At 69.5% G+C, this 18,613-nt stretch carries 17 protein-coding genes and 1 tRNA gene; 10 read left to right on the top strand and 8 right to left on the bottom strand.

Annotation, left to right across the window (positions count from 1 at the left end; all coding sequences use genetic code 11):
• Nucleotides 1–9: 9 nt before the first annotated feature.
• Nucleotides 10–4,965, top strand: a complete 4,956-nt coding sequence (locus ACZ1DY_RS01865; RefSeq protein WP_465483449.1) for an RHS repeat-associated core domain-containing protein — start codon at nt 10–12, stop codon at nt 4,963–4,965.
• 373 nt (nt 4,966–5,338) lie between these two features.
• Here ACZ1DY_RS01865 and ACZ1DY_RS01860 read toward each other — a convergent pair whose 3' ends face one another.
• From ACZ1DY_RS01860 to ACZ1DY_RS01850, 3 genes are all read right to left on the bottom strand, one after another.
• A complete protein-coding gene (locus ACZ1DY_RS01860; RefSeq protein WP_126732395.1) occupies nt 5,339–6,514 on the bottom strand; it encodes a GGDEF domain-containing protein in 1,176 nt (391 codons plus the stop codon).
• A gap of 253 nt (nt 6,515–6,767) precedes the next feature.
• Nucleotides 6,768–8,030 carry an MFS transporter gene (locus ACZ1DY_RS01855; protein WP_126732396.1) on the bottom strand — a complete coding sequence of 421 codons (1,263 nt, stop codon included), beginning with the start codon at nt 8,028–8,030 and terminating at the stop codon, nt 6,768–6,770.
• 72 nt (nt 8,031–8,102) lie between these two features.
• On the bottom strand, nt 8,103–8,819 hold the full coding sequence (locus ACZ1DY_RS01850) for a CTP synthase C-terminal region-related (seleno)protein (protein ID WP_465483448.1): 717 nt from the start codon (nt 8,817–8,819) through the stop codon (nt 8,103–8,105).
• Nucleotides 8,820–8,895: 76 nt separating this feature from the next.
• On the opposite strand from ACZ1DY_RS01850, the gene ACZ1DY_RS01845 reads away from it, so the two are divergent.
• Nucleotides 8,896–9,744 carry a LysR family transcriptional regulator gene (locus tag ACZ1DY_RS01845; RefSeq protein ID WP_465483447.1) on the top strand — a complete coding sequence of 283 codons (849 nt, stop codon included), beginning with the start codon at nt 8,896–8,898 and terminating at the stop codon, nt 9,742–9,744.
• Here ACZ1DY_RS01845 and ACZ1DY_RS01840 read toward each other — a convergent pair.
• Nucleotides 9,732–10,400 carry a hypothetical protein gene (locus tag ACZ1DY_RS01840; protein WP_465483446.1) on the bottom strand — a complete coding sequence of 223 codons (669 nt, stop codon included), beginning with the start codon at nt 10,398–10,400 and terminating at the stop codon, nt 9,732–9,734. The two genes, ACZ1DY_RS01845 and ACZ1DY_RS01840, sit on opposite strands and share 13 nt — an antisense overlap.
• Before the next feature lie 96 nt (nt 10,401–10,496).
• Nucleotides 10,497–11,321 (bottom strand): SDR family NAD(P)-dependent oxidoreductase, encoded by an 825-nt coding sequence (locus ACZ1DY_RS01835; protein ID WP_257483733.1) that lies wholly within the window; start codon nt 11,319–11,321, stop codon nt 10,497–10,499.
• A 147-nt stretch (nt 11,322–11,468) separates the two neighbouring features.
• Here ACZ1DY_RS01835 and ACZ1DY_RS01830 point away from each other — a divergent pair, with 147 nt between their 5' ends.
• Together ACZ1DY_RS01830 and ACZ1DY_RS01825 are read left to right on the top strand one after the other, a co-directional pair.
• A complete protein-coding gene (locus tag ACZ1DY_RS01830) occupies nt 11,469–12,206 on the top strand; it encodes a trypsin-like serine peptidase (RefSeq protein WP_465483445.1) in 738 nt (245 codons plus the stop codon).
• Nucleotides 12,207–12,213: 7 nt separating this feature from the next.
• Nucleotides 12,214–12,432 (top strand): RNA-binding S4 domain-containing protein, encoded by a 219-nt coding sequence (locus ACZ1DY_RS01825; RefSeq protein WP_016330720.1) that lies wholly within the window; start codon nt 12,214–12,216, stop codon nt 12,430–12,432.
• Nucleotides 12,433–12,525: 93 nt separating this feature from the next.
• Here the strand turns inward: ACZ1DY_RS01825 and ACZ1DY_RS01820 are convergent, their stop codons facing one another.
• Complete coding sequence (locus ACZ1DY_RS01820; protein WP_465483444.1) at nt 12,526–13,470, bottom strand: Ldh family oxidoreductase; 945 nt, start codon at nt 13,468–13,470, stop codon at nt 12,526–12,528.
• 113 nt (nt 13,471–13,583) lie between these two features.
• Between ACZ1DY_RS01820 and ACZ1DY_RS01815 the strand changes: the two genes are divergently transcribed.
• The 5 genes from ACZ1DY_RS01815 to ACZ1DY_RS01795 all read left to right on the top strand — a co-directional run bounded on the left by ACZ1DY_RS01815 (nt 13,584) and on the right by ACZ1DY_RS01795 (nt 16,036).
• Nucleotides 13,584–13,871: a DUF2277 domain-containing protein gene (locus ACZ1DY_RS01815; RefSeq protein ID WP_034309927.1), complete on the top strand. Its 288-nt coding sequence runs from the start codon at nt 13,584–13,586 to the stop codon at nt 13,869–13,871.
• Nucleotides 13,872–13,894: 23 nt separating this feature from the next.
• Nucleotides 13,895–14,239, top strand: a complete 345-nt coding sequence (locus tag ACZ1DY_RS01810) for a DUF4190 domain-containing protein (protein ID WP_257483730.1) — start codon at nt 13,895–13,897, stop codon at nt 14,237–14,239.
• Nucleotides 14,240–14,334: 95 nt separating this feature from the next.
• Nucleotides 14,335–14,423 (top strand) — tRNA-Ser (locus ACZ1DY_RS01805).
• 54 nt (nt 14,424–14,477) lie between these two features.
• Complete coding sequence (locus ACZ1DY_RS01800; protein WP_465483443.1) at nt 14,478–14,885, top strand: YciI family protein; 408 nt, start codon at nt 14,478–14,480, stop codon at nt 14,883–14,885.
• Nucleotides 14,886–14,893: 8 nt separating this feature from the next.
• Complete coding sequence (locus tag ACZ1DY_RS01795; RefSeq protein ID WP_465485807.1) at nt 14,894–16,036, top strand: RNA polymerase sigma factor; 1,143 nt, start codon at nt 14,894–14,896, stop codon at nt 16,034–16,036.
• Here the strand turns inward: ACZ1DY_RS01795 and ACZ1DY_RS01790 are convergent.
• A complete protein-coding gene (locus tag ACZ1DY_RS01790; protein WP_257483729.1) occupies nt 16,026–16,529 on the bottom strand; it encodes a MarR family winged helix-turn-helix transcriptional regulator in 504 nt (167 codons plus the stop codon). The genes ACZ1DY_RS01795 and ACZ1DY_RS01790 overlap by 11 nt on opposite strands.
• Before the next feature lie 539 nt (nt 16,530–17,068).
• Here ACZ1DY_RS01790 and ypfJ point away from each other — a divergent pair.
• Nucleotides 17,069–17,989, top strand: a complete 921-nt coding sequence (gene ypfJ / locus ACZ1DY_RS01785; RefSeq protein ID WP_257483728.1) for a KPN_02809 family neutral zinc metallopeptidase — start codon at nt 17,069–17,071, stop codon at nt 17,987–17,989.
• Nucleotides 17,990–17,993: 4 nt separating this feature from the next.
• On the opposite strand, the gene ACZ1DY_RS01780 is transcribed toward ypfJ, so the two are convergent.
• A complete protein-coding gene (locus tag ACZ1DY_RS01780; RefSeq protein WP_257483727.1) occupies nt 17,994–18,575 on the bottom strand; it encodes a dihydrofolate reductase family protein in 582 nt (193 codons plus the stop codon).
• Nucleotides 18,576–18,613: the final 38 nt, after the last annotated feature.

Genomic DNA, 18,613 nt, shown 5'->3' with positions numbered 1-18,613 from the left:
AAGGTCGTCGTGGGTAACCCGCTTGTCGCCGAGGTAAAGGACTCGACGAAGGCGTACACCGGCTCGTCACTGCTGGAGTCGGCGTTCGAACTGAAGTCGGCCATCGAAAGCGGCGACTGGGCCTCGGTGGCGCTGGGCGCGGTCGGGACCGCGCTCGACGCGCTGTCGATGGCGATGGATCCCTTCGGCGCGATCCTCGCGAACGGTGTCGGCTGGCTGATGGAGCACGTCGGCCCGCTCAAGGAGGCGCTCGACGCGCTCACCGGCAACGCCGACGAGATCGCCGCGAACGCCGAGACCTGGATGAACATCGCGACCGAACTCGGCGACGTCGGCGCGGATCTGGCCGGGATGGTCTCCGCCGATCTGCAGAGCTGGACGGGAACCTCGGCCGACGCTTACCGCGCGCAGGCCAAGGACACGGTCACGCTGCTGGAGTCGGCGAAGGCCGGTTGCGAGGGCGCCTCCAGCGGAGTGAAGACGGCGGGCGAGGTCGTCGCCGCCATCCGCGCGCTGGTGCGTGACATCATCGCCGAGCTGATCGGACACCTGATCAGCTGGGCGCTCCAGGTGTTGTTCACCCTCGGGATCGGGCTGACCTGGGTGGTCCCGCAGGTGGTGAACGCCGTGGCGAAGACCGCGAGCAAGATCGCGAACCTGACGAAGAAGACCGTCAAGGCGCTCCAGGCGCTGATGCCGCTGCTGAAGCGAGCGGACGACCTGTTCGACAGCGCGGCGAAGGCACTGAAGAAGCTCCAGCCGGGCAAGGGTGCCCCCGCGCCGAAGCCGAACAAGCTGGACGAGGGCACGACGCCCAAGAGCAGCCCCGACGGCGGGGGTACTTCGCCGTCCGGCGCGGGGCCCGGCAAGAGCGATCCGCCGCCGGTGAAATCGGATCCACCTCCGCCGCCGAAGAACGAGACCCCGGACGGATCGACCACGCCGTCCGGCTCGCCGCCTCCGCCGCCCAAGGACCGCGGCGCCCCGAAACCCGAGACGAACAACCGGATCAAGGACAACGAAACCACCCCGGGGGACCGCGTCCCGCCCAAGGACCGCGGCGGCTGTGGCGACCCGATCGACGTCGCGACCGGCTCGATGATGCTGACGCAGGACGACGTCGTGTTCGCCGGCGTCCTCCCGCTGACCGTGTCGCGGACGCATCTCTCGTCGTACCGCCTCGGCCGGTTCTTCGGCGCTTCGTGGGCGTCCACTGTGGACCAGCGGATCGAGGTCGAGGACGATGGATTGCACCTCGCGCTCGCCGACGGGACGCTTTTGTCCTATCCGGTCCCGGTTTCCGGCCCCGTCCTCCCGGAATTCGGGCAGCGACTCCCTCTGTCCAAAGTGGACGACGGCTACGCGGTGACTACTCCGGACGGGATGCTGCTCTTCGCCGGCCCTGGCGATTCCCTTCCCCTGCGCGCGATCGTGGACGGCGACGGCCACCGGATCTCCGTGCACTACGACGACAACGGCGTCCCCCGCGAGCTGGAGCATTCCGCGGGCTACCGCCTGCTCGTCGAGTCGAAGGACGGGCTCATCACCGCCCTTCGGCTTCCTGGAGCGGAAACCGCGCTGCGGAGCTATCGGTACGACGAGCGGCGCCGTCTGGTGGAAATCACCGACGTCGCCGGGCAGCCCCTGCGGTTCACCTATGACGCCGAAGGCCGGATCGTGCGCTGGGAGGACATCGACGGGCGCTGGTACGGATACGGCTTCGACTCCGAAGGCCGCGTCGTGCGGGCACAGGGCACCGGCGGCTTCCTCGACGTCGACATCGAGTACGACCGCGAAAACCTGGTCACCTCGGTCACGAACTCGCTCGGGCACGTCACCCGGTATCAGCTCGACGAACTGCACCGGATCGTCGCGGAGACCGACCCGCTGGGCAACACCACGCGGTACGAGATCGACCGCTTCGGCAAGCTGCTCAGCCGCACCGACGCCCTGGGCCGCACCACGCGGTGGGAAATGGACGACGACGGGAACGTCGTCACCGTGCTGCAGCCCGACGGCGGCCGCGCGCTCGCCGAGTACGCCGCTCCGGGCCGCTGGATCAGCCGGACCGGGCCGGACGGCGCCGTCTGGCGCCGCGAGTACGACGAGCGGGGAAAACTCGTGCGTGCCACGGATCCGACCGGCGCCGTCACCGCCTACGGCTACGACGACGCGGGCAACGTCGCGGTCGTGACCGACGCGCTCGGCGGCGTCACCCTGATCGAGTCGAACTCCGCGGGCCTGCCGGTCGCCGTCACCGACCCGCTCGGCGCGGTCACGCGGTACACCTACGACGAGTTCGGGCGGACCATCTCGGTCACCGACCCGCTCGGCGGTGTCACCCGGACGAAGTGGGACGGCTTCGGCGAGATCGCCGAGCAGATCGACCCGGACGGCTCGGTGTGGCGCTGGAACCGCACCACGGCGGGTTCGGCCGACGAAGCCGTGGACGCTCGCGGGCACGCGGTGCGCACCGAGTACTCGCAGTTCGACCTGCCCACCGCCGAAATCGGCCCGGACGGCGATCGACTGTCCTATGTGTACGACACCGAGCTGCGGCTGGTTTCGGTCACCAACGAACACGGTCTCGTCTGGCGCTACGACTACGACCCCGCCGGAAACCTGGTGGGCGAGACCGATTTCAACGGCCGCACCACCCGCTACGGCTACGACGCCGCGGGGCAACTGGTGTCGCGCACCAACAGTCTCGGCCAGACGGTCACCATCGAACGCGACGCGCTCGGCCGCGTCGTCGGCCGCCGCGCGGGCGACGACGTCGCGACGTTCACCTACGACGGCGCCGACCGGATGACCTCGGCGCGCAACGCGCATTCCGAAGTCACCATCGCCTACGACGCGCTGGGCCGGATCGTCTCGGAAGCGCTCAACGGCCGTGCCGTCCTCTCGGAGTACGACGCCATCGGCCGTCGCGTCGCGCGGCGCACGCCGTCGGGCGCCGAGTCGTTCTTCGCCTACGACGCGGCGAGCCGCCCCGTCGCGCTGCGAACGGCCGGGCGCACCCTGCGTTTCGAGTACGACCCGGCGGGCCGGGAAGTGTCGCGGCGGCTCGAAGGCACGCCGGTCGAGCTGCGCCAGGGCTGGGACGCCGCCGACCGGCTGACCTCCCAGACCGTGTCCACCGGCCGGGGTGTCGTGCAGCACCGCGAGTACGGCTACCTGCGGGACGGGCTCGTTTCGTCGATCTCGGATTCGCTGTCCGGGCCGCGTTCGCTGCGGGTCGACCGGGCCGGCCGCGTGGTCGACGTCCAGGGACAGGGCTGGCGCGAGGGCTACGGCTACAACCTCGCGGGCGCGATCACGCAGGCGGGCTGGCCGGGCGCGGATCCGGCCGTCGGACCGCGGCGCTACCAGGGCACCCTGATGACCGGCGCCGGATCGACGTCGTACCTGCACGACACCGAAGGCCGCACGATCGCGCGCCGCGAACCCGGACGTGCCTGGACTTACCAGTGGAACTCAGACGACCGGCTCACTGGCGTCGTCACCCCGGACGGTGAGCGCTGGCTCTACCACTACGACGCACTCGGACGGCGGATCGCCAAGCAGCACCTCGACGTCCACGGCCGGATCCTCGAACAGATCGACTTCACCTGGGACGGCACGAACCTCGCCGAGGAGATCCGCGGCGGGACCGCCGTCGTCTGGGACCTCGAGCCGGGCACGGAACGACCGATCACGCAGGTCGAACGGATCCCCGGACAGGACGCCCGGTTCCACGCCATCGTCACCGATCTCGTCGGATCACCGAGCGAACTGCTCGACGAGGCGGGAGACGTCGCCTGGCATCTGCACACGTCGTTGTGGGGCAAGGTGCTTTCGCCGCCGGGGCGGGCGTACACGCCGCTGCGCTTCCCCGGCCAGTACCACGACCCGGAAACCGGGCTGCACTACAACTTCAAGCGCTACTACGACCCGGCCACCGGGCGGTACCTCTCGCACGACCCGCTCGGCCTCGAACCGGCGTCGGACTCGCTGGCCTACGTCGGCAACCCGACGGACCTGATCGACCCGCTCGGCCTGGCGCCGACGCGACCGAAGACGGGCACCTGCGGCAAGGGGACCCGCGGGGGCGGCGGCAAGACGAAATCGCCGGGCAACCGGGTCACCAAGCCGAAGCCGGCACCGGGGCCGAAGAAGCCGCGGCGCCCACCGCAGAGCTACCTCGACGGCACGCACGGCGCGAAGAAGCGCGAGCAGAACCGGCTCACGGCGAAGTACGACAACGAACTCAAGGGCGACGGCCGGGACAAGGTCTCCGGAGATTCCCACGAATCCGAGCACCCGGTCCCCTACGAGGCGATCGGCCGCGGCAGTGGCGGCGCACGGGGTTCGAGTCACGAGCAAAAGGACCTGGAGAACCACGCTTGGGCGTACCAGGAGGCCAAACCCGCGCACGCGTCGCATATCGGTACCGGTAACAAGGGCGACCAGGACCTGACCGAAGGTTCGGCGAAGCCGAGCGGCTTCAAGAACAGCCAGGACTATCGCGACTCCGAGCGCAACGCGCTGGAAGGCGGCGACGCGAACACCGCGATCCAGCTCAACCAGCTCGACTACGCGTTCCGGGACGGGTTCAAGAACACCGACGGCACCCTCGACGGCAAGATCGCGGACGACTCGTACCACAAGATGATCGACGACGCGCACGCCAGCGGCAAGGGACTCACCTACTCGACCGGTCCCGGTACGACCGCGACCACGCCGCCGCTGTCCAGCCACGACGTCAAGGAACTGCACATGGCCCGGGACACCATCCGGGACGGGGACTGGCCCGAGGAGATGAAGCGGCAGAACCGCGAGACCTACGAGCAGGAAGTCGACCGGATCCACGACAACTACCCGGAGCCGAGCGCGGCCGACCGGGCGAAGTACCAGACCGGCGAGGGCGGCTGGGGCGACCTGGATTACGGCAAGAAGGACCCGAACGCGATGGACGTCGACTGACGCGTTTCGTCCTCTGGACCGCGGTATTAGAGGGGTAAGCCGAATGTTGCGTCTTGCCTGCCCGGGGAGCGGCCAGTCGGGCTGATCGTGACCGCACTGTCCACAAGGGACACCAGGGGCGCACCCGATGCCCGATTTGGGCGTTTCGTGCGGGGTCACCGCACCCTGCCGGTCCGCCTGTCGAACACGTCGCGAAAGCCACTTTCGGGACATCAGGCGTCCCGAAAGTGGCTTTCGCGACACGGGCGCCTGCGGTGAGATGGTCGGCGCGAGTGAGTGGCCGGGGTGAAGGCTCCCTTCACCCCACCACCGACCCGCCCCGGATCACGACACCTTTGACTCACCTCTCATCCAGAGGACGAAACGCGGGTCGTCAGGCGGCGGCGAGGGAGACGACGCGGTTCCGCCCGCTGTTCTTCGCCTGGTAGAGCGCGGCGTCGGCGACATGCAGCAGCCGTTCCAGCACGGTCCCGCCGGACGGGTAGACCGCGGCGCCGATCGACACCGAAAGCCCCCGTACGACGCCCGGCCCCGAAGCGGTCGCGACCTCGACTTCGAGTGCCATCACCGCCCGCCGCACGCGCTCGGCCACGGGGAGCACGTCGGTCTCCGTCGCACCGGGAAGCAGCACGACGAACTCCTCACCGCCGAAGCGGCCGACGGAGTCGTAGTCGCGTACGTGCTCGGAGATCGTCTTCGCGACGGCCTTGAGCACGACGTCGCCGGCGAGATGCCCGTAGACGTCGTTGACCTGCTTGAAATGGTCGAGATCGAGCATCAGCACGCCGAGTTTGCGGTTCGCCCTGGCCGCCGACGTGAGCTCCCGCTCGCTCAGCGCGTGCCACGCGTGCGCGTTCAGGACGCCGGTCTTGCCGTCGATGTTCGCCGCGATCTCCAGCTGCCGCACCAGCACGCTGCGGTGCAGCACCAGCACCGGCAGCAGGACGAACGGCACGAGCGCGGGCGCGTGCACGATGCCCAGCGCGGTCGAGGTCCCCAGCACCAGCGTGGTGATCTCGAGCAGGTTGTCGTCGCCGGTGCCGAACAGCGCGCGCGGGGCCCTCGCCCCGGTGTGCAGGTACACCGAGAGCGCCACGACGAACGCGTTGACCACGGTGAACACCGCCGCCGCCTCGACGATCTTCAGCGAGCCGGCGAACCCGACGGGCAGCCCGTTCCAGCCGGAGACGATCGCTCCCGAAGCCAGGCAGGAGATCACGATCGCCGCCGCGCAGTACACCACGCGATACGCCGGGCGGTGGCTCATCCCCCGCCACACCCGGAGCCAAAGATGCAGGTAGATGAGCAGTCCGAGGGCCAGCGCGAGCCCCTGCGGCAGGACGAGCACCCCCGCGAACGTCCACACCGAAGTCATGTTGATATGCGGCCGGTCACAAAGCGTGCGCCGTAACCGTTCCACCGAACGCGAAAGCTCGGCCTGCAGGACCGCCAAGCCGAGCAGTGATCCAAATCGGACGAATTCCGTAGTCTCGTAGTTCGATCGGAGCAGGGCGACTACGGCGACCGCCGCCGCAAGTCCTTCCACCACAAGGAAAACCGCGGGAACACCGCGTGGCCCGGACCATAGGTCCCAGTTTCGGACCCAGGTTCTCAGACGTGTACCGGTCCCTTCTCCGGCGAGTTCCGTATCCCCCATAATCATCGTCACCGGCCCCCTTCCGTGCACATTTCAATGTATCCGAGGTAGTACTGAGGGTGGCTCGAGTCAATTCCGGAACACACAGATGGAGCAGTGGGAGGGAGGACCATCATGAACGGTCGCGAGGACTGATCCAGTCGATTCAGCCGGTCCGGCTCCCGGCCGGGAGCCACACATCGGGGCCGGTGGCGATGGCACGTTTCCAGGCCATCGCCATCGGTCCCGCCGAGGCCACGGCCACCGTCGCGGCCACTCCGACGGCCACGAACGGGCCGGTCAGCTGGGCGAGAACGCCCGCGAGCATGATCCCGATTCCTTGTACGGTCACCAAACTCGTCGAGGTCAGGCCCATCACCTGCGCCCGGACCCCGTCGGGAACAGCGCGGGCCATCAACGCGACGGCCTGCAGGTGGTACGGCGCCGCGAAGGCCCCGCTGAGCCCGATCAGCACCAGGCAGACCGGCAGCGGCGGACGAAAGAAGAGAAAGACCAAAGGAACGACGGATGCGATGGCGAGAATGCCGACCATTCGCGTTTTCCGCCGCGCCGGAACCCATTTCGTGAAGATCCACGATCCGATTACCGCACCCACCGGATCCGCCGCGAGAATAAAGCCGACCGCGAAAGTCCCCGCCCCGAGACCGACGGCGAGCGGCGCCGCGAGCCCCTCCGGCGCGATGGCGAACCCGGCGAGCATCTTCAGTCCGAAGAGCACCCGGATTCCCTTGCCCTGCCACAGTTCTCTGGCACCTTCGCCACTGAAAGCCCGTGCCACCCGGCTTTTCACCGAAGATTCCGCGGCGACGGGCCTCCGGCGACGAACCCCTGTGGACACCAGCAGCGCCGAGACCACAAAGGTCACCGCGTCGATCACCAGTCCCCAGTAGGGCGTCACGAAGCCGATCACCAGCCCGCCACCACCGAATCCGGCGAGCTGTGCCGTTTGGATGGTGATCGTGCGGACCGCCAGCCCGGCGAGGTACCGGTCGCCTTCGAGGACGTCCGGGAGCAACGCGAGCTGCGCCGCCCGGAACGGCCCGCCCGCCATCGTCAGGACCACCAGCAGCCCCGCCAGCACCGAAAGCGGCATTCCCGGCACGGCCATCAGCGCCGCGATCGCCGCGCGCAGCAGGTCGCAGACGATCATCACCGTCCGGCGCGGATACCGATCCGCCAGACCGGCGAACAGGGTGCCCCCGATCAGCGTCGGCAGATACGTCAGGCCGTATGCGAGCCCGGTCAGCCCCGCCGACGCCGTTCTTTCCCAGACCAGCACCGACAACGCGACCCTTGCCAGCTGGTCACCGGCCTGCGAAAGCGCCTCGGCCGCCCACAACGCACGGAACTCGCCGACCGCGAAAGCGGCCTTGAACGCGGTGCCCCGAGCGGAATCCCCCTTCTCCATGAGCCCCTCCCCTTGGCTCACGGTAGTCGATCACTTCCGCAGTGTCAGCGTCCATCCGGACCACGGCGACCGTCAAAGTCCACTGTGGACGGACAGTTTCGCGTGCTCCACGGCGGCGCGGGCGAAGGCCTCGACGAGCGGATGCGGCCGGGTTCCGTCACCGGCGAGTTCCGGCTGGAACAGCGACGCCACGAAGAACGGATGCTCCGGCAGTTCCGCGATCCGCGCGTCGCCCTCGTCGTCGAATCCACTGAAGACCACCCCGTTCGCCGCCAAGGTGTCCAGGTGACGGGCGTCGAGGCCGTATGAACAGTGGTAGCGCTCGACGGAACGGTCGGTCCCGAGGATCCGTGCGGCGCGGGTGCCGGGCGTGACGTGGACGGCGCCCTCGTGCCCGACGAGCGAACAGGCCAGCGGGACGATCAGCCGCTCGGGCGATTCCGGCGCGTTCTCCGCGTGCCCGATCCCGTCGAGGCCGCAGACGTTCCGGGCGTATTCCAGCAGCGCGTGCTGGAAACCGGCGCAGGTGCCGAGGAACGGGACGCCGTTCTCGCGGGCGGCGCGCACGGTCTCCACCGCACCGGCTTCGGACCGGTAGGGGCTGCCGGGCACCAGCCAGACGCCGTCGAAGCCGGTGATGTCGCCGACGGCGTCCGTCGGGAGCCAGTAGGCGTCGAGTTCGAGACCGTCACGTTCGGCGAGACGGGCGAAGAGCGTCGGGATCCGGACGTGGGAGCGGACGCCGTCCGAACGGTCGCCGACCACGGCGATCCGGGCTTTTTCTGTCATGCGGCCATCCTGACCCGCGAACCGAGTTCAGCGCCAACGATGATCCGTGCTGGCTCGATAAGCGATACTGATGGCCATGGAGACCCATCTGCTCCGCACCTTCGTGGCGGTGGCGCGCGGCGGTTCGTTCTCGCGGGCCGCCCGCGACCTCGGCTACACGCAGTCCGCGATCTCCCAGCACATCGCCGCGCTCGAACAGGATCTCGGCACCGCACTGCTGACCCGGCGGCCCGTCGCGCCGACCCGGGCCGGGGAACGGCTGCTCGAACACGCCGGCCCGCTGCTGACCCGGCTCGACGCCGCCCGCGCGGATCTCGCCAGGCTCACCGCCGCGCCCACCGGCCGGGTCGTCCTCGGGCTGACCCCGCTGTCGCTCACCGCCGACGTCGCCACCACCGTGCGGCGCGGCACCGAAGTGCGCGTCCTCGGCAGGGAAGACGTCCTGACGGAGATCGCGGCGGGCGCACTGGACCTCGGTCTCGTCGACGGGATGACCGCGCCGAGCGATCCGCTCCCGCTGCCGGACACCGGCCCGCTCACCACCACCGTCGTCGGCGAACGCCCGCTCGCGGTCGCGGTCCCCGCGGACCATCCGATGGCGGGCCGGGCCGTCCGGCTGGCCGAACTCGCCGACGCGGGCTGGATCGACGCGCCGGACACCGCGATTCCCTTGGAGCGGCTGAGGAAATCCGCCTCGACCGACGGGTTCCGCGGCCGGCTGCGCTACACCGGGACCGACGTCCACGGCCTGCTCGGCCTGGTCGCCGCCGGTCAGGGACTCGCGTTGCTCCCAGCGGACGTCCTCACCGGCGTGAGCACGCTCTCCCTGTCCTCGCCGCGCGTGGTGCACCGCACCGAACTCGTGCACGGCGACCCCGGCGAAGGCGCCGCGCTGGCCGCCGCGCTGACGGGTCAGCGGCCGTAACTCATCATCCCCTGCGCCATCTCCATCGCCAGCGAACTCGCCACGACGGGATCCATCATGCTCCGGAGGCCCTCCGTGGCCTTGTCCCGCGATCCGAGGTCGGAACGCGGCTGCTCCGGCGGTTTCGTCTCGGCGGGTGGCAGGGCGACGACCTGTTCCTTGGCGGGCTTCTTCTTCGTCGTGGGCGCCTGCTGTTTCACGGTGACCGGGACGTAGACGGTCACCGGGGCGGCCTGCGGCGCGGGCTGTACGGGCTGCGCGGCGGGCGGCGCGGGCTGGGTCGCCACGGCGGGCAGCGGCTGCTCGGGCAGGGCGGTGTCACCGGCGGGCTCGACGGTGAAGGTGCCGGCGAACCAGCCGATCGCGAGCAGCGCCACCCCCGCCCCACCGGCCAGCCACGACCGGGCGCGGCGATGGATGACGACGGCCTTGGGCCGCAGATCCTTGTCCACGACCGGTTCGCACACCGGGGGCCGCACCGGCATCGGCTCTGGCTCGATCTCGTTCTCCGGGCTTCGCCGCCGCTTCGGCAGGCTGGCCGCGATGATCCCCGTCCGGTCCAGGAGTTCGACGGTCTCGACGGGCGCGGAGAAGGCGTCGGTCGACGGACGGCGCTGGGCGGCGCGCGGCATGGGGACCTCCGGAAGCGGAATCACGAACTTGAGCATTGTGGTGCATTTCCGACGCCGCCGTAAGTAACGCACCCCGATCGAGTTATCCCGAGCCGTCCGGAGCACGGAGGGTTACTCCGTTCAGAGTCGTTTCATTCCCATGCGCCCCAACAGGGCGAGCGGCCGCTGGTAAAAGGAGCCGAGCACGCGGGGAATCGCGTCGATGGCATACGCGTCCGGGCCGATCAGGATCCGCGCCGTCCCCCGTTCGATACCGCGCACGATGGTCTGCGCGGCCTTCTCCGGCGTCGTCCTCGCGATCTTTTCGAATCCCTCGGCGGCTTTGTCCATGTCCCGCTCGACGCCGCCCCGCGCGTCACGCGCGATATTCGTCTTGATGCCGCCGGGATGCACGCAGCTGACCTTGACCGGATGCCGGGCGATCAGCATTTCCTGCCGCAGCGCCTCGGTGAACCCCCGCACCGCGAATTTCGCCGCGTTGTAGGCGCTCTGCGTGGGCACGCCGATGAAGCCGAACACGCTCGAAAGGTTGACGACATGCCCGTCACCCGAAGCGATCACCTGCGGCAGAAAGGCTTTCGTGCCGTTGACCACACCGCCGAGATTGATCCCCATCAGCCAGTCGTAGTCGTCCCAGGTCATTTCCTCGACCGTGGCCCCGAGCGCGACCCCGGCGTTGTTCACCACGATGTTGGCGCCGCCGAAATCCACGGCGACCTCCTCGGCGTGCGCGAGGACGGCGTCACGGTCGGCGACGTCGAGCGCGTACGCCTTCGCGGTCGCGCCCGCCTTCTCGCACTCCGCCACGGTGCCCGCCGCGCGGACGGCGTCGACGTCGGAGAGCGCCAGCCGGGCACCCCGCCCCGCCAGTTCGATCGCGAGCGCCTTGCCGATCCCCGAGCCCGCGCCCGTGATCACCACGACCTTGTCCGTGAACGACCTCATACCCGCTCCCAACCCGCTCGACTGTTACCGGAGGTAACACATACTACGGCTGTGAGCTCGCTGTGCGTTGATCGAATCGGGCTGTGTTCGCGTGCCACTTATGGTGATCTGGAACCCGGACGGCCGTGGACGAGCGAAAGGAAGGCGATGCGCCGCGCCCTGTTGCTCGTGCTCTGTGCCGTTCTGTCCGGTTGTTCCGCCGCGCCGGATCCCGGCGTGACGGCGGCGGCCGGCCCCGAGGCGTCACCGACCACTCCGGCGATCGGCGCGCTCTTCCTCGACGGAACACATTTCTGCACGGCCAGCGTCGTCCACAGCGCCCCCGGCGACCTCCTGCTCACGGCGGCGCATTGCCTCCACGACGGCGAAGGCGGCGATTACGCGACAGGGATCTCGTTCGCGCCCGGCTATCACGACGGTGTCGCGCCGTACGGCTATTGGGACGTCTCGGATCCACGGGTTCCCGAGGGATGGGCCGAGTCCTCCGACCCGGACCTCGACGTCGGCTTCGCGACCGCCCATCAGGCCGGCAGCACGAAGACCCTCGAAAGCGTCACCGGCGCCAACACGCTGCTGACCGGCGGCGGATTCGCCCACGCGATCACCCTGACCGGTTATCCCGACGAACGGGACGCGCCGGTCGTCTGCCACGGCTCCAGCGCACAGGCCGACACCTACCAGATGCGCGTCGCTTGCCCCGGTTTCACGACCGGCACCAGCGGCGGCCCGTGGGTGGTCGGTGCCGACGCCGTGACCGGACTCGGCACCGTCGTCGGCGTCATCGGCGGCTACCTCTACGGCGGGGACGATCCGGACACGTCCTACAGCAGCTACTTCGACACCGACGTCGCCACCCTGTACCGCAAGATGGACGCGCGGGGATGATCTCCCCATGAGCATCCACGACGTCCCGATCACCGGAGAGCCGATCCGCCTCGGCCAGTTCCTCAAACTGGCGAACCTCGCCGAAGACGGTTCGCACGCCAAAGACCTCCTCGACGCCGAAGAGGTCACGGTCAACGGCGAGGTGGAGGTCCGGCGCGGCCGTCAGCTGACGAACGGCGACGTCGTGGAGGTCGGCGGCGAAGGCGGCCGCGTCGTCCTGGGCTAGCTGCGCGCCTTGCTTGCCTCTCGCGCGTGATCAGACGGACGACACGGCCGCAGCCGGGTCCGGCGCCGTGTCGTCCGTCTGATCAAGCACCCTTCAGCGGCCCTGCAACGGCGCCAGGCGCAACGCCCTCGCGAGGTCTTCGAGCTCGCGGTGCACCGGCTCGTTCAGCGGGACGCCCAGCGCCTGGCACTGTTCGAGGTACTGCGCCTCGCGCCAGCCCGGATAGCGGACCGGGGCGCCGCCCTCCCAGCCGAGCAGGCTGCCGAACAACGCGCTGGCGGCCTTGTAGAACCCGTCGGCGCTGCGGAGCGTCGTCGGCGCGATCGCCATCACCATCAGGCCGGTGTCGTGATCGTGGTCGCCGACGCCCGACAGCACCCCGGCGAAGATCTCCACCAGCAGCGCGAAACCCGCGACGGCCGCGCTGTCGACATCCGCCAGTGTCTCCAGGTCGAGCACGAACTCGGGGTACGCGCCGGCCGGGGCGGCCATGCCGAGCGGATTCGCGGCCTTCCCGAGCTCACCGCCCGCCGCCATGACGAGCCCGATCATGGTGTGCGGCAACGCCCTCGCCGCATGGTGCCCGGCACGGCCGAACGGACCGACGCCGCGGACCGACATGAGCCCGACGCCGTACCGGCCGGCCCGCGAAACCGCCCGGTCCATCGCGTCGCCGACGGCCCACAGGCCGGGCGCGCGGCGGTAGTCGATCAGTGCCGCGGCGCCGCGGTCGGCGATCATCAGCGGTTCGGCCCTCGGCCGCACCGTCCCGTCGGCCAGCATCGGCAGGTGCAGCCTGGTCAGCTCGGCGACACCGGACTCCGGTGTTCCGGTGAGATCGCCGTGACACAGGGCCTCGGCGGCCATCCTGGCGCGCGACCACGGCAGATCGTGTGCGGTGAAGACCTCGGTGACCAGGTCGATCAGGGCGTCGATCGGGACGCGCTGCCAGACCTGTTCCGGAATCGGGGTGGGTTCGGCCGGTTCGGGGATCGGCTCGACGGGCGCACGGCGAAGAGAGCGGGGTCTGAGGGGCACTCCGCCGAGGGTGCCCAACCGCGTTTTTCGGCGTCAACGAACCAAGGCAGCTTCTAACCGACTGTGTGATCCGCTCACTCGGAAATGTCGGTGGACGGACTTACCATCGAGTCATGTGCCGGAACATCACGACGCTTCGAGGGCTTGAGCCGGCGGCGACGCCGGACGAGATCGAGGCCGCCGCCCGCCAGTACGTCCGCAAGGTGTCCGGGGTGCAGAGCCTGTCCGACGCCACCCGCGAGCCCTTCGAGGCCGCCGTCGCCGAGATCACCGAGATCACCCGGCGGCTGCTGACCGAGCTGCCCGCACGCCGTCAGCCGCCGGCGACGGTGCCGCCGTTGCGCCGCCCCGAAGTCCAGGCGCGAATCGCGGCAAAGGCCGCGAAGAGCCAGGCTTCCTGAACCCCGGCGGTTACGGTGAGCGGGTGACATACCCGCAAGACCCCTACGGTCAGCAGCAGCCCTACGGTCAGCCGTACCAGCAACCGGGCTATGGGTACGGCCCGCCGCAACCGCCGCAGGAACAAGGTCTGGCGATCGCGGCGCTCGTCGTGTCGATCGCCAGTCTCGTCGCGTGCAGCGGGCTGCCGTCGATCGCGGGCGTCATCATGGGGCATATCGCGCATTCCAAGGCCAAACGCGGGGAAGCCGGCGGCCAGGGGATGGCGCTCGCGGCGATCATCATCGGCTACATCGGCGTCGCCGTCGTCGTGTTGCTCTTGGCGGCCTTCATCTTCGTGGGCATCCTGACCGACTGGGACTTCGACTAGTCCATCCATGCCCCCGCCACCACCCTCAACGGAAAGCTGCGCTTCGACTAGATCCGAAGCGTTTCGCCAAAGCCCCGTCGGATACCCTCGACAGCGGTAGCGTGTCCGAGCGGCCGAAGGAACATGTCTTGAAAACATGCGAGGGCTCTGTCCTCCGTGGGTTCGAATCCCACCGCTACCGCCAGTCTTGAAATCGGCGGCGCCCCGGGGGCGCCGCCGTTTCCACTACCCTTCCGGCATGCCCAAGTACCTGCTGCTCAAGCACTACCGCGGCGCTCCGCCGGCGGTCAACGACGTGCCGATGGATCACTGGGCCCCGGACGAGATCACGGCGCACATGAACTACATGAAGGACTTCGCCGCCCGGCTCGTGGAGACCGGCGAGTTCGTCCAGGAGCAGGCTCTCGCCCCCGAAGGCACCTTCGTCCGGTACGACGGCGAGGGCAAACCCCCGGTCACCGACGGCCCCTTCGCCGAGACCAAGGACCTCATCGCCGGCTTCATGGTGATCGACGTCGACAGCTACGAGCGGGCGCTCGAACTCGCGGCCGAGCTGTCGGCCGCCCCGGGAGCGGGCGGGAAGCCGATCCACGAGTGGCTCGAACTGCGCCCGGTCCTGAGCGAGCAGCTCGTCATCACGGAGTGAGCGCCGAGCTGGACGAGGTCCTCCTCCGGAGCCTCACGCCGAACGTCCTCGGAATCCTCTGCCGCCGCGGCGCCGACTTCGCGGCCGCCGAAGACGCCGTGCAGGAAGCGCTGATCGAAGCCGTCCGCGTCTGGCCCGGCGACCGGCCGAAGGATCCGAAAGGCTGGCTCGTCACCGTCGCCTGGCGCAAGTTCCTCGACATGGCCCGGTCGGACGCCGCCCGTCGCCGTCGCGAAGACCTCGTCGACGAGGAGCCCGCCCCCGGCCCCGCTCCCGCGGTGGACGACACGCTGCAGCTCTATTTCCTGTGCGCCCACCCGTCGCTGACGCCGTCTTCGGCGGTCGCGCTCACCCTTCGCGCCGTCGGCGGGCTCACCACCCGCCAGATCGCCGAGGCGTACCTGGTGCCCGAAGCGACCATGGCGCAGCGCATCAGCCGGGCCAAGCGCACCGTCTCCGGCGTGCGTTTCGACCAGGCGGGTGACGTCGCCACCGTGCTCCGCGTGCTCTACCTGGTGTTCAACGAGGGCTACTCCGGCGACGTCGACCTCGCCGCCGAAGCCATCCGGCTCACCCGCCGTCTCTCGGCCTCGATCGACCACCCCGAGGTCGCGGGACTGCTCGCCCTCATGCTGCTCCACCACGCCCGCCGCGCCGCGCGGACGGCGCCCGGCGGCGAGCTGATCCCGCTCGCCGAACAGGACCGCGGCAAGTGGGACACCGGCCTGATCGCCGAGGGCGTCGAGATCCTTCAGGCGGCATTGGCCCGTGATCGGCTGGGCGAGTTCCAGGCGCAGGCCGCCATCGCGGCGCTCCACGCCGACGCGCCCACGGCCGAAGAGACCGACTGGGTGCAGATCGTCGAGTGGTACGACGAACTCGCGCGGCTGACCGGCAGCCCGGTCGTCCGGCTCAACCGCGCGGTGGCCGTCGGCGAGGCGGACGGACCGCGCGCGGGGCTGGCCGCGCTCGCGGAACTGGACGAATCGCTGCCGCGGTACGCGGCGGTGGCGGCGTACCTGCACGAACGCGACGGCGATCTGGCGACGGCGGCGCGGCTGTACGGCGAGGCCGCCGGCAAGGCGGTCAACCTGGCCGAGCGCGCGCATCTGACCCGTCAGGCCGCGCGGCTCAACGCCCTCAAGAAGTGATCGGCGGCAGGCGCGGAAGGCCGTCGATCTCCGACAGGTGATCCAGCACCCGGCCGAAAGCCTGCCCCAGCACGCGCTGCTCCTCGGGGCTCAGCAGGTCGATCAGATGCTCCCGGACCCCCTCGACATGCGTCGGCGCGGCACCTTCCAGCAGTTTCGCGCCGCGTTCCGTCATCTCCGCGACGACACCGCGTTTGTCCGCCGGGTCGCGCGTGCGGCGGATGAGCCCGTCGGCCTCCAGCCGGACCATCTGGTGCGAAAGCCTGCTCTTGGTCGAGCCGAGCATGCTCGCCAGCTCCGTCATCCGCATCCGCCGGTCGGGCTGGAGCGAAAGGCAGACCAGGACCTCGTAGTCGGCGAGGGTGACGTCGTGGCGCTCGGAGAGTTCGCGATGCAGGCGCTGCCGCAGCCGCATGGTGGCGACGATGTACGAGCGCCAGGCGACCATCTCGGACTCGGACAGCCAGCGCACTTCCTTCTGCTCCACCGCCATCCACGCAGAGTAGAGCGTTGATCGCACAAGGCGCATACCCACCGGTCACTTTTCGGCCCGTGAAAAACCCGGCGGGACATTCGCCCGAAGGAGGGTCACGAAAAGGTTGAGACTCGGCGCGAAAAGGCGCATTCTGCTTGTCAGCGGATGGTCGGGCAAGTAACGGGCGATCTCCTCGAACGGTCGCCGACCTGCTCCCCAGCCGGGAAGGGTCAGGTGGTGGTATGGCGGGTGATTCTCGCGGTTGACCGCCTGCTGTGTCCCCGCGACCGGAACGGAAAGGACCGGGTCGGTCGCGACTGCGAACAGCGATGAGCGCGGGCATCTCAAGATGCGCTCGACAATTCTCGCGCATTCGGCGTCACTCCGGCCTGTTTCGGGTTCGCGGCCTCTTCGACCGCCTCGGCAGTGCCCGGCGCCGGCCCGGTGATCGCGGCCAACCGGCGATCGGAACAAGACAACCTCGGTAGTTCTGGGTGCGGCCGCGCTGCGTGGCCGCACCCAGGCATATCCGGGGTCTTCCGGCTACGCTTTCCCCCGTGCGATTCGACGAAGGCGCGGGCCTGGACACCTCCGAGGTCGAGGACCTGCGTGGCGGTGGTGGCGGTATCGGCGGCCGGGTGGCACTCGGCGGCGGCGGGCTCGGCGTGGTCGGCCTCGTCATCTACTTCCTCCTCTCCCAGTTCGGCGGCGTGAGCCTGAACCCGTCGTCCGGCGGGATCGGCAGCCTCGGCGGCGTGGGCTCCGGGCAGCAGATGGACAACACGTCGCTGTCGCAGGAGTGCAAGACCGGCGCGGACGCGAACCGGAACCACGACTGCGCGATCGTCGGCTTCATCAACTCGATCCAGGACTACTGGGGACAGGAGTTCCAGCGGTCCGGGTCGACCTACCGCAAGGCCGTCACCAACTTCTTCAACGGCGGCGTGAACACCGCCTGCGGCAGCGCGACTTCGGACGTCGGGCCGTTCTACTGCCCCGGCGATTCCGAGGTCTACATCGATCTCAACTTCTTCAACGAACTCCGCAGCCGGTTCGGCGCACAGGGCGGTCCGTTCGCGGAGGCGTACGTGCTGGCCCATGAATACGGGCACCACGTGCAGAACCTCACCGGGGTGTCCAAGAAGGGCACCGGCAGCGGGCCGACGTCCGGTTCGGTGCGGCTCGAACTGCAGGCCGACTGTTACGCCGGCGTCTGGGCGAACCACGCCACGACCACCCCGACCGAATCAGGGCGGCCGCTGATCACCGACGTCACCCAGGCGGACATCGACTCCGCGCTGGACACGGCTTCGCGGATCGGCGACGACTACATCCAGTCGAAGCTCGGCGGCGGCCGGGTCGACGAGTCGAAGTTCAGCCACGGCACGTCGGCGCAGCGGAAGAAGTGGTTCACCACCGGCTTCGAGACCGGCGAGCCCGCGCGGTGCGACACCTTCGCGGCCAGGAGTCTGGGCTGAGGCTTCACCGGCGCACCTGATAGCGCAGGTGAAGTACCCGGTCGCCCTGGAGCACCACGTCGGGATCCTCCAGCAGGTGCTGTGCCTCGACCGATCCGAAGTAGCGTTTGCCGGACCCGAGCACCACGGGTGCGACGTCCATGCGCACCTCGTCGACCAGGCCAGCGGCGAGCGCCTGGCCGCCGACGTCACCGGCGGCGACCTCGACCACGCGGTCACCCGCGAGCTCCCGCGCCTTGGCCACGGCCGCCTCGACGCCGTCGACGAAGTGGAACGGCGCCTCGGGGTCCCAGCCCTCGGGCGCCGGGCGGTGCGTCACGACGACCACGTGGTCGATCCCGCTCGGCGGCTTCCCGTCCCAGCCGTCCGTCAGGTCGAAGACGTGTCGGCCGGCGATCGTCACCCCGATCTGGTCCCAGTACGCCCGGGTGTAGTCGTAGGACGCCTGTGACACCTTGAGCGCCCCGCTGTCGTCCAAGGGGACGTCACCGCCGGTCAGCCAGTCGAACAGCGGTCCGGGCTGGTCGCTCTCGTCCGCGATGAAGCCGTCCACCGACACCGAGGCGTACATGACCACCTTGCCCACGGGCCCTCCTCTGTTTGGGGTGCCCCGAAACTAGCGGG

The organism is Amycolatopsis sp. PSD-21 (assembly GCF_055561455.1).
Note: the sequence above shows the minus strand (reverse complement) of the source record. Positions and strands in the feature narration are given on the sequence as shown.

Coding starts and splice junctions, on each gene's coding strand:
- ACZ1DY_RS01855 (WP_126732396.1), bottom strand. CDS start 8,030: ATGGAGAAGGGGGATTCCGCTCGGGGCACCGCGTTCAAGGCCGCTTTC.
- ACZ1DY_RS01850 (WP_465483448.1), bottom strand. CDS start 8,819: ATGACAGAAAAAGCCCGGATCGCCGTGGTCGGCGACCGTTCGGACGGC.
- ACZ1DY_RS01845 (WP_465483447.1), top strand. CDS start 8,896: ATGGAGACCCATCTGCTCCGCACCTTCGTGGCGGTGGCGCGCGGCGGT.
- ACZ1DY_RS01835 (WP_257483733.1), bottom strand. CDS start 11,321: ATGAGGTCGTTCACGGACAAGGTCGTGGTGATCACGGGCGCGGGCTCG.
- ACZ1DY_RS01830 (WP_465483445.1), top strand. CDS start 11,469: ATGCGCCGCGCCCTGTTGCTCGTGCTCTGTGCCGTTCTGTCCGGTTGT.
- ACZ1DY_RS01825 (WP_016330720.1), top strand. CDS start 12,214: ATGAGCATCCACGACGTCCCGATCACCGGAGAGCCGATCCGCCTCGGC.
- ACZ1DY_RS01815 (WP_034309927.1), top strand. CDS start 13,584: ATGTGCCGGAACATCACGACGCTTCGAGGGCTTGAGCCGGCGGCGACG.
- ACZ1DY_RS01800 (WP_465483443.1), top strand. CDS start 14,478: ATGCCCAAGTACCTGCTGCTCAAGCACTACCGCGGCGCTCCGCCGGCG.
- ACZ1DY_RS01790 (WP_257483729.1), bottom strand. CDS start 16,529: ATGGCGGTGGAGCAGAAGGAAGTGCGCTGGCTGTCCGAGTCCGAGATG.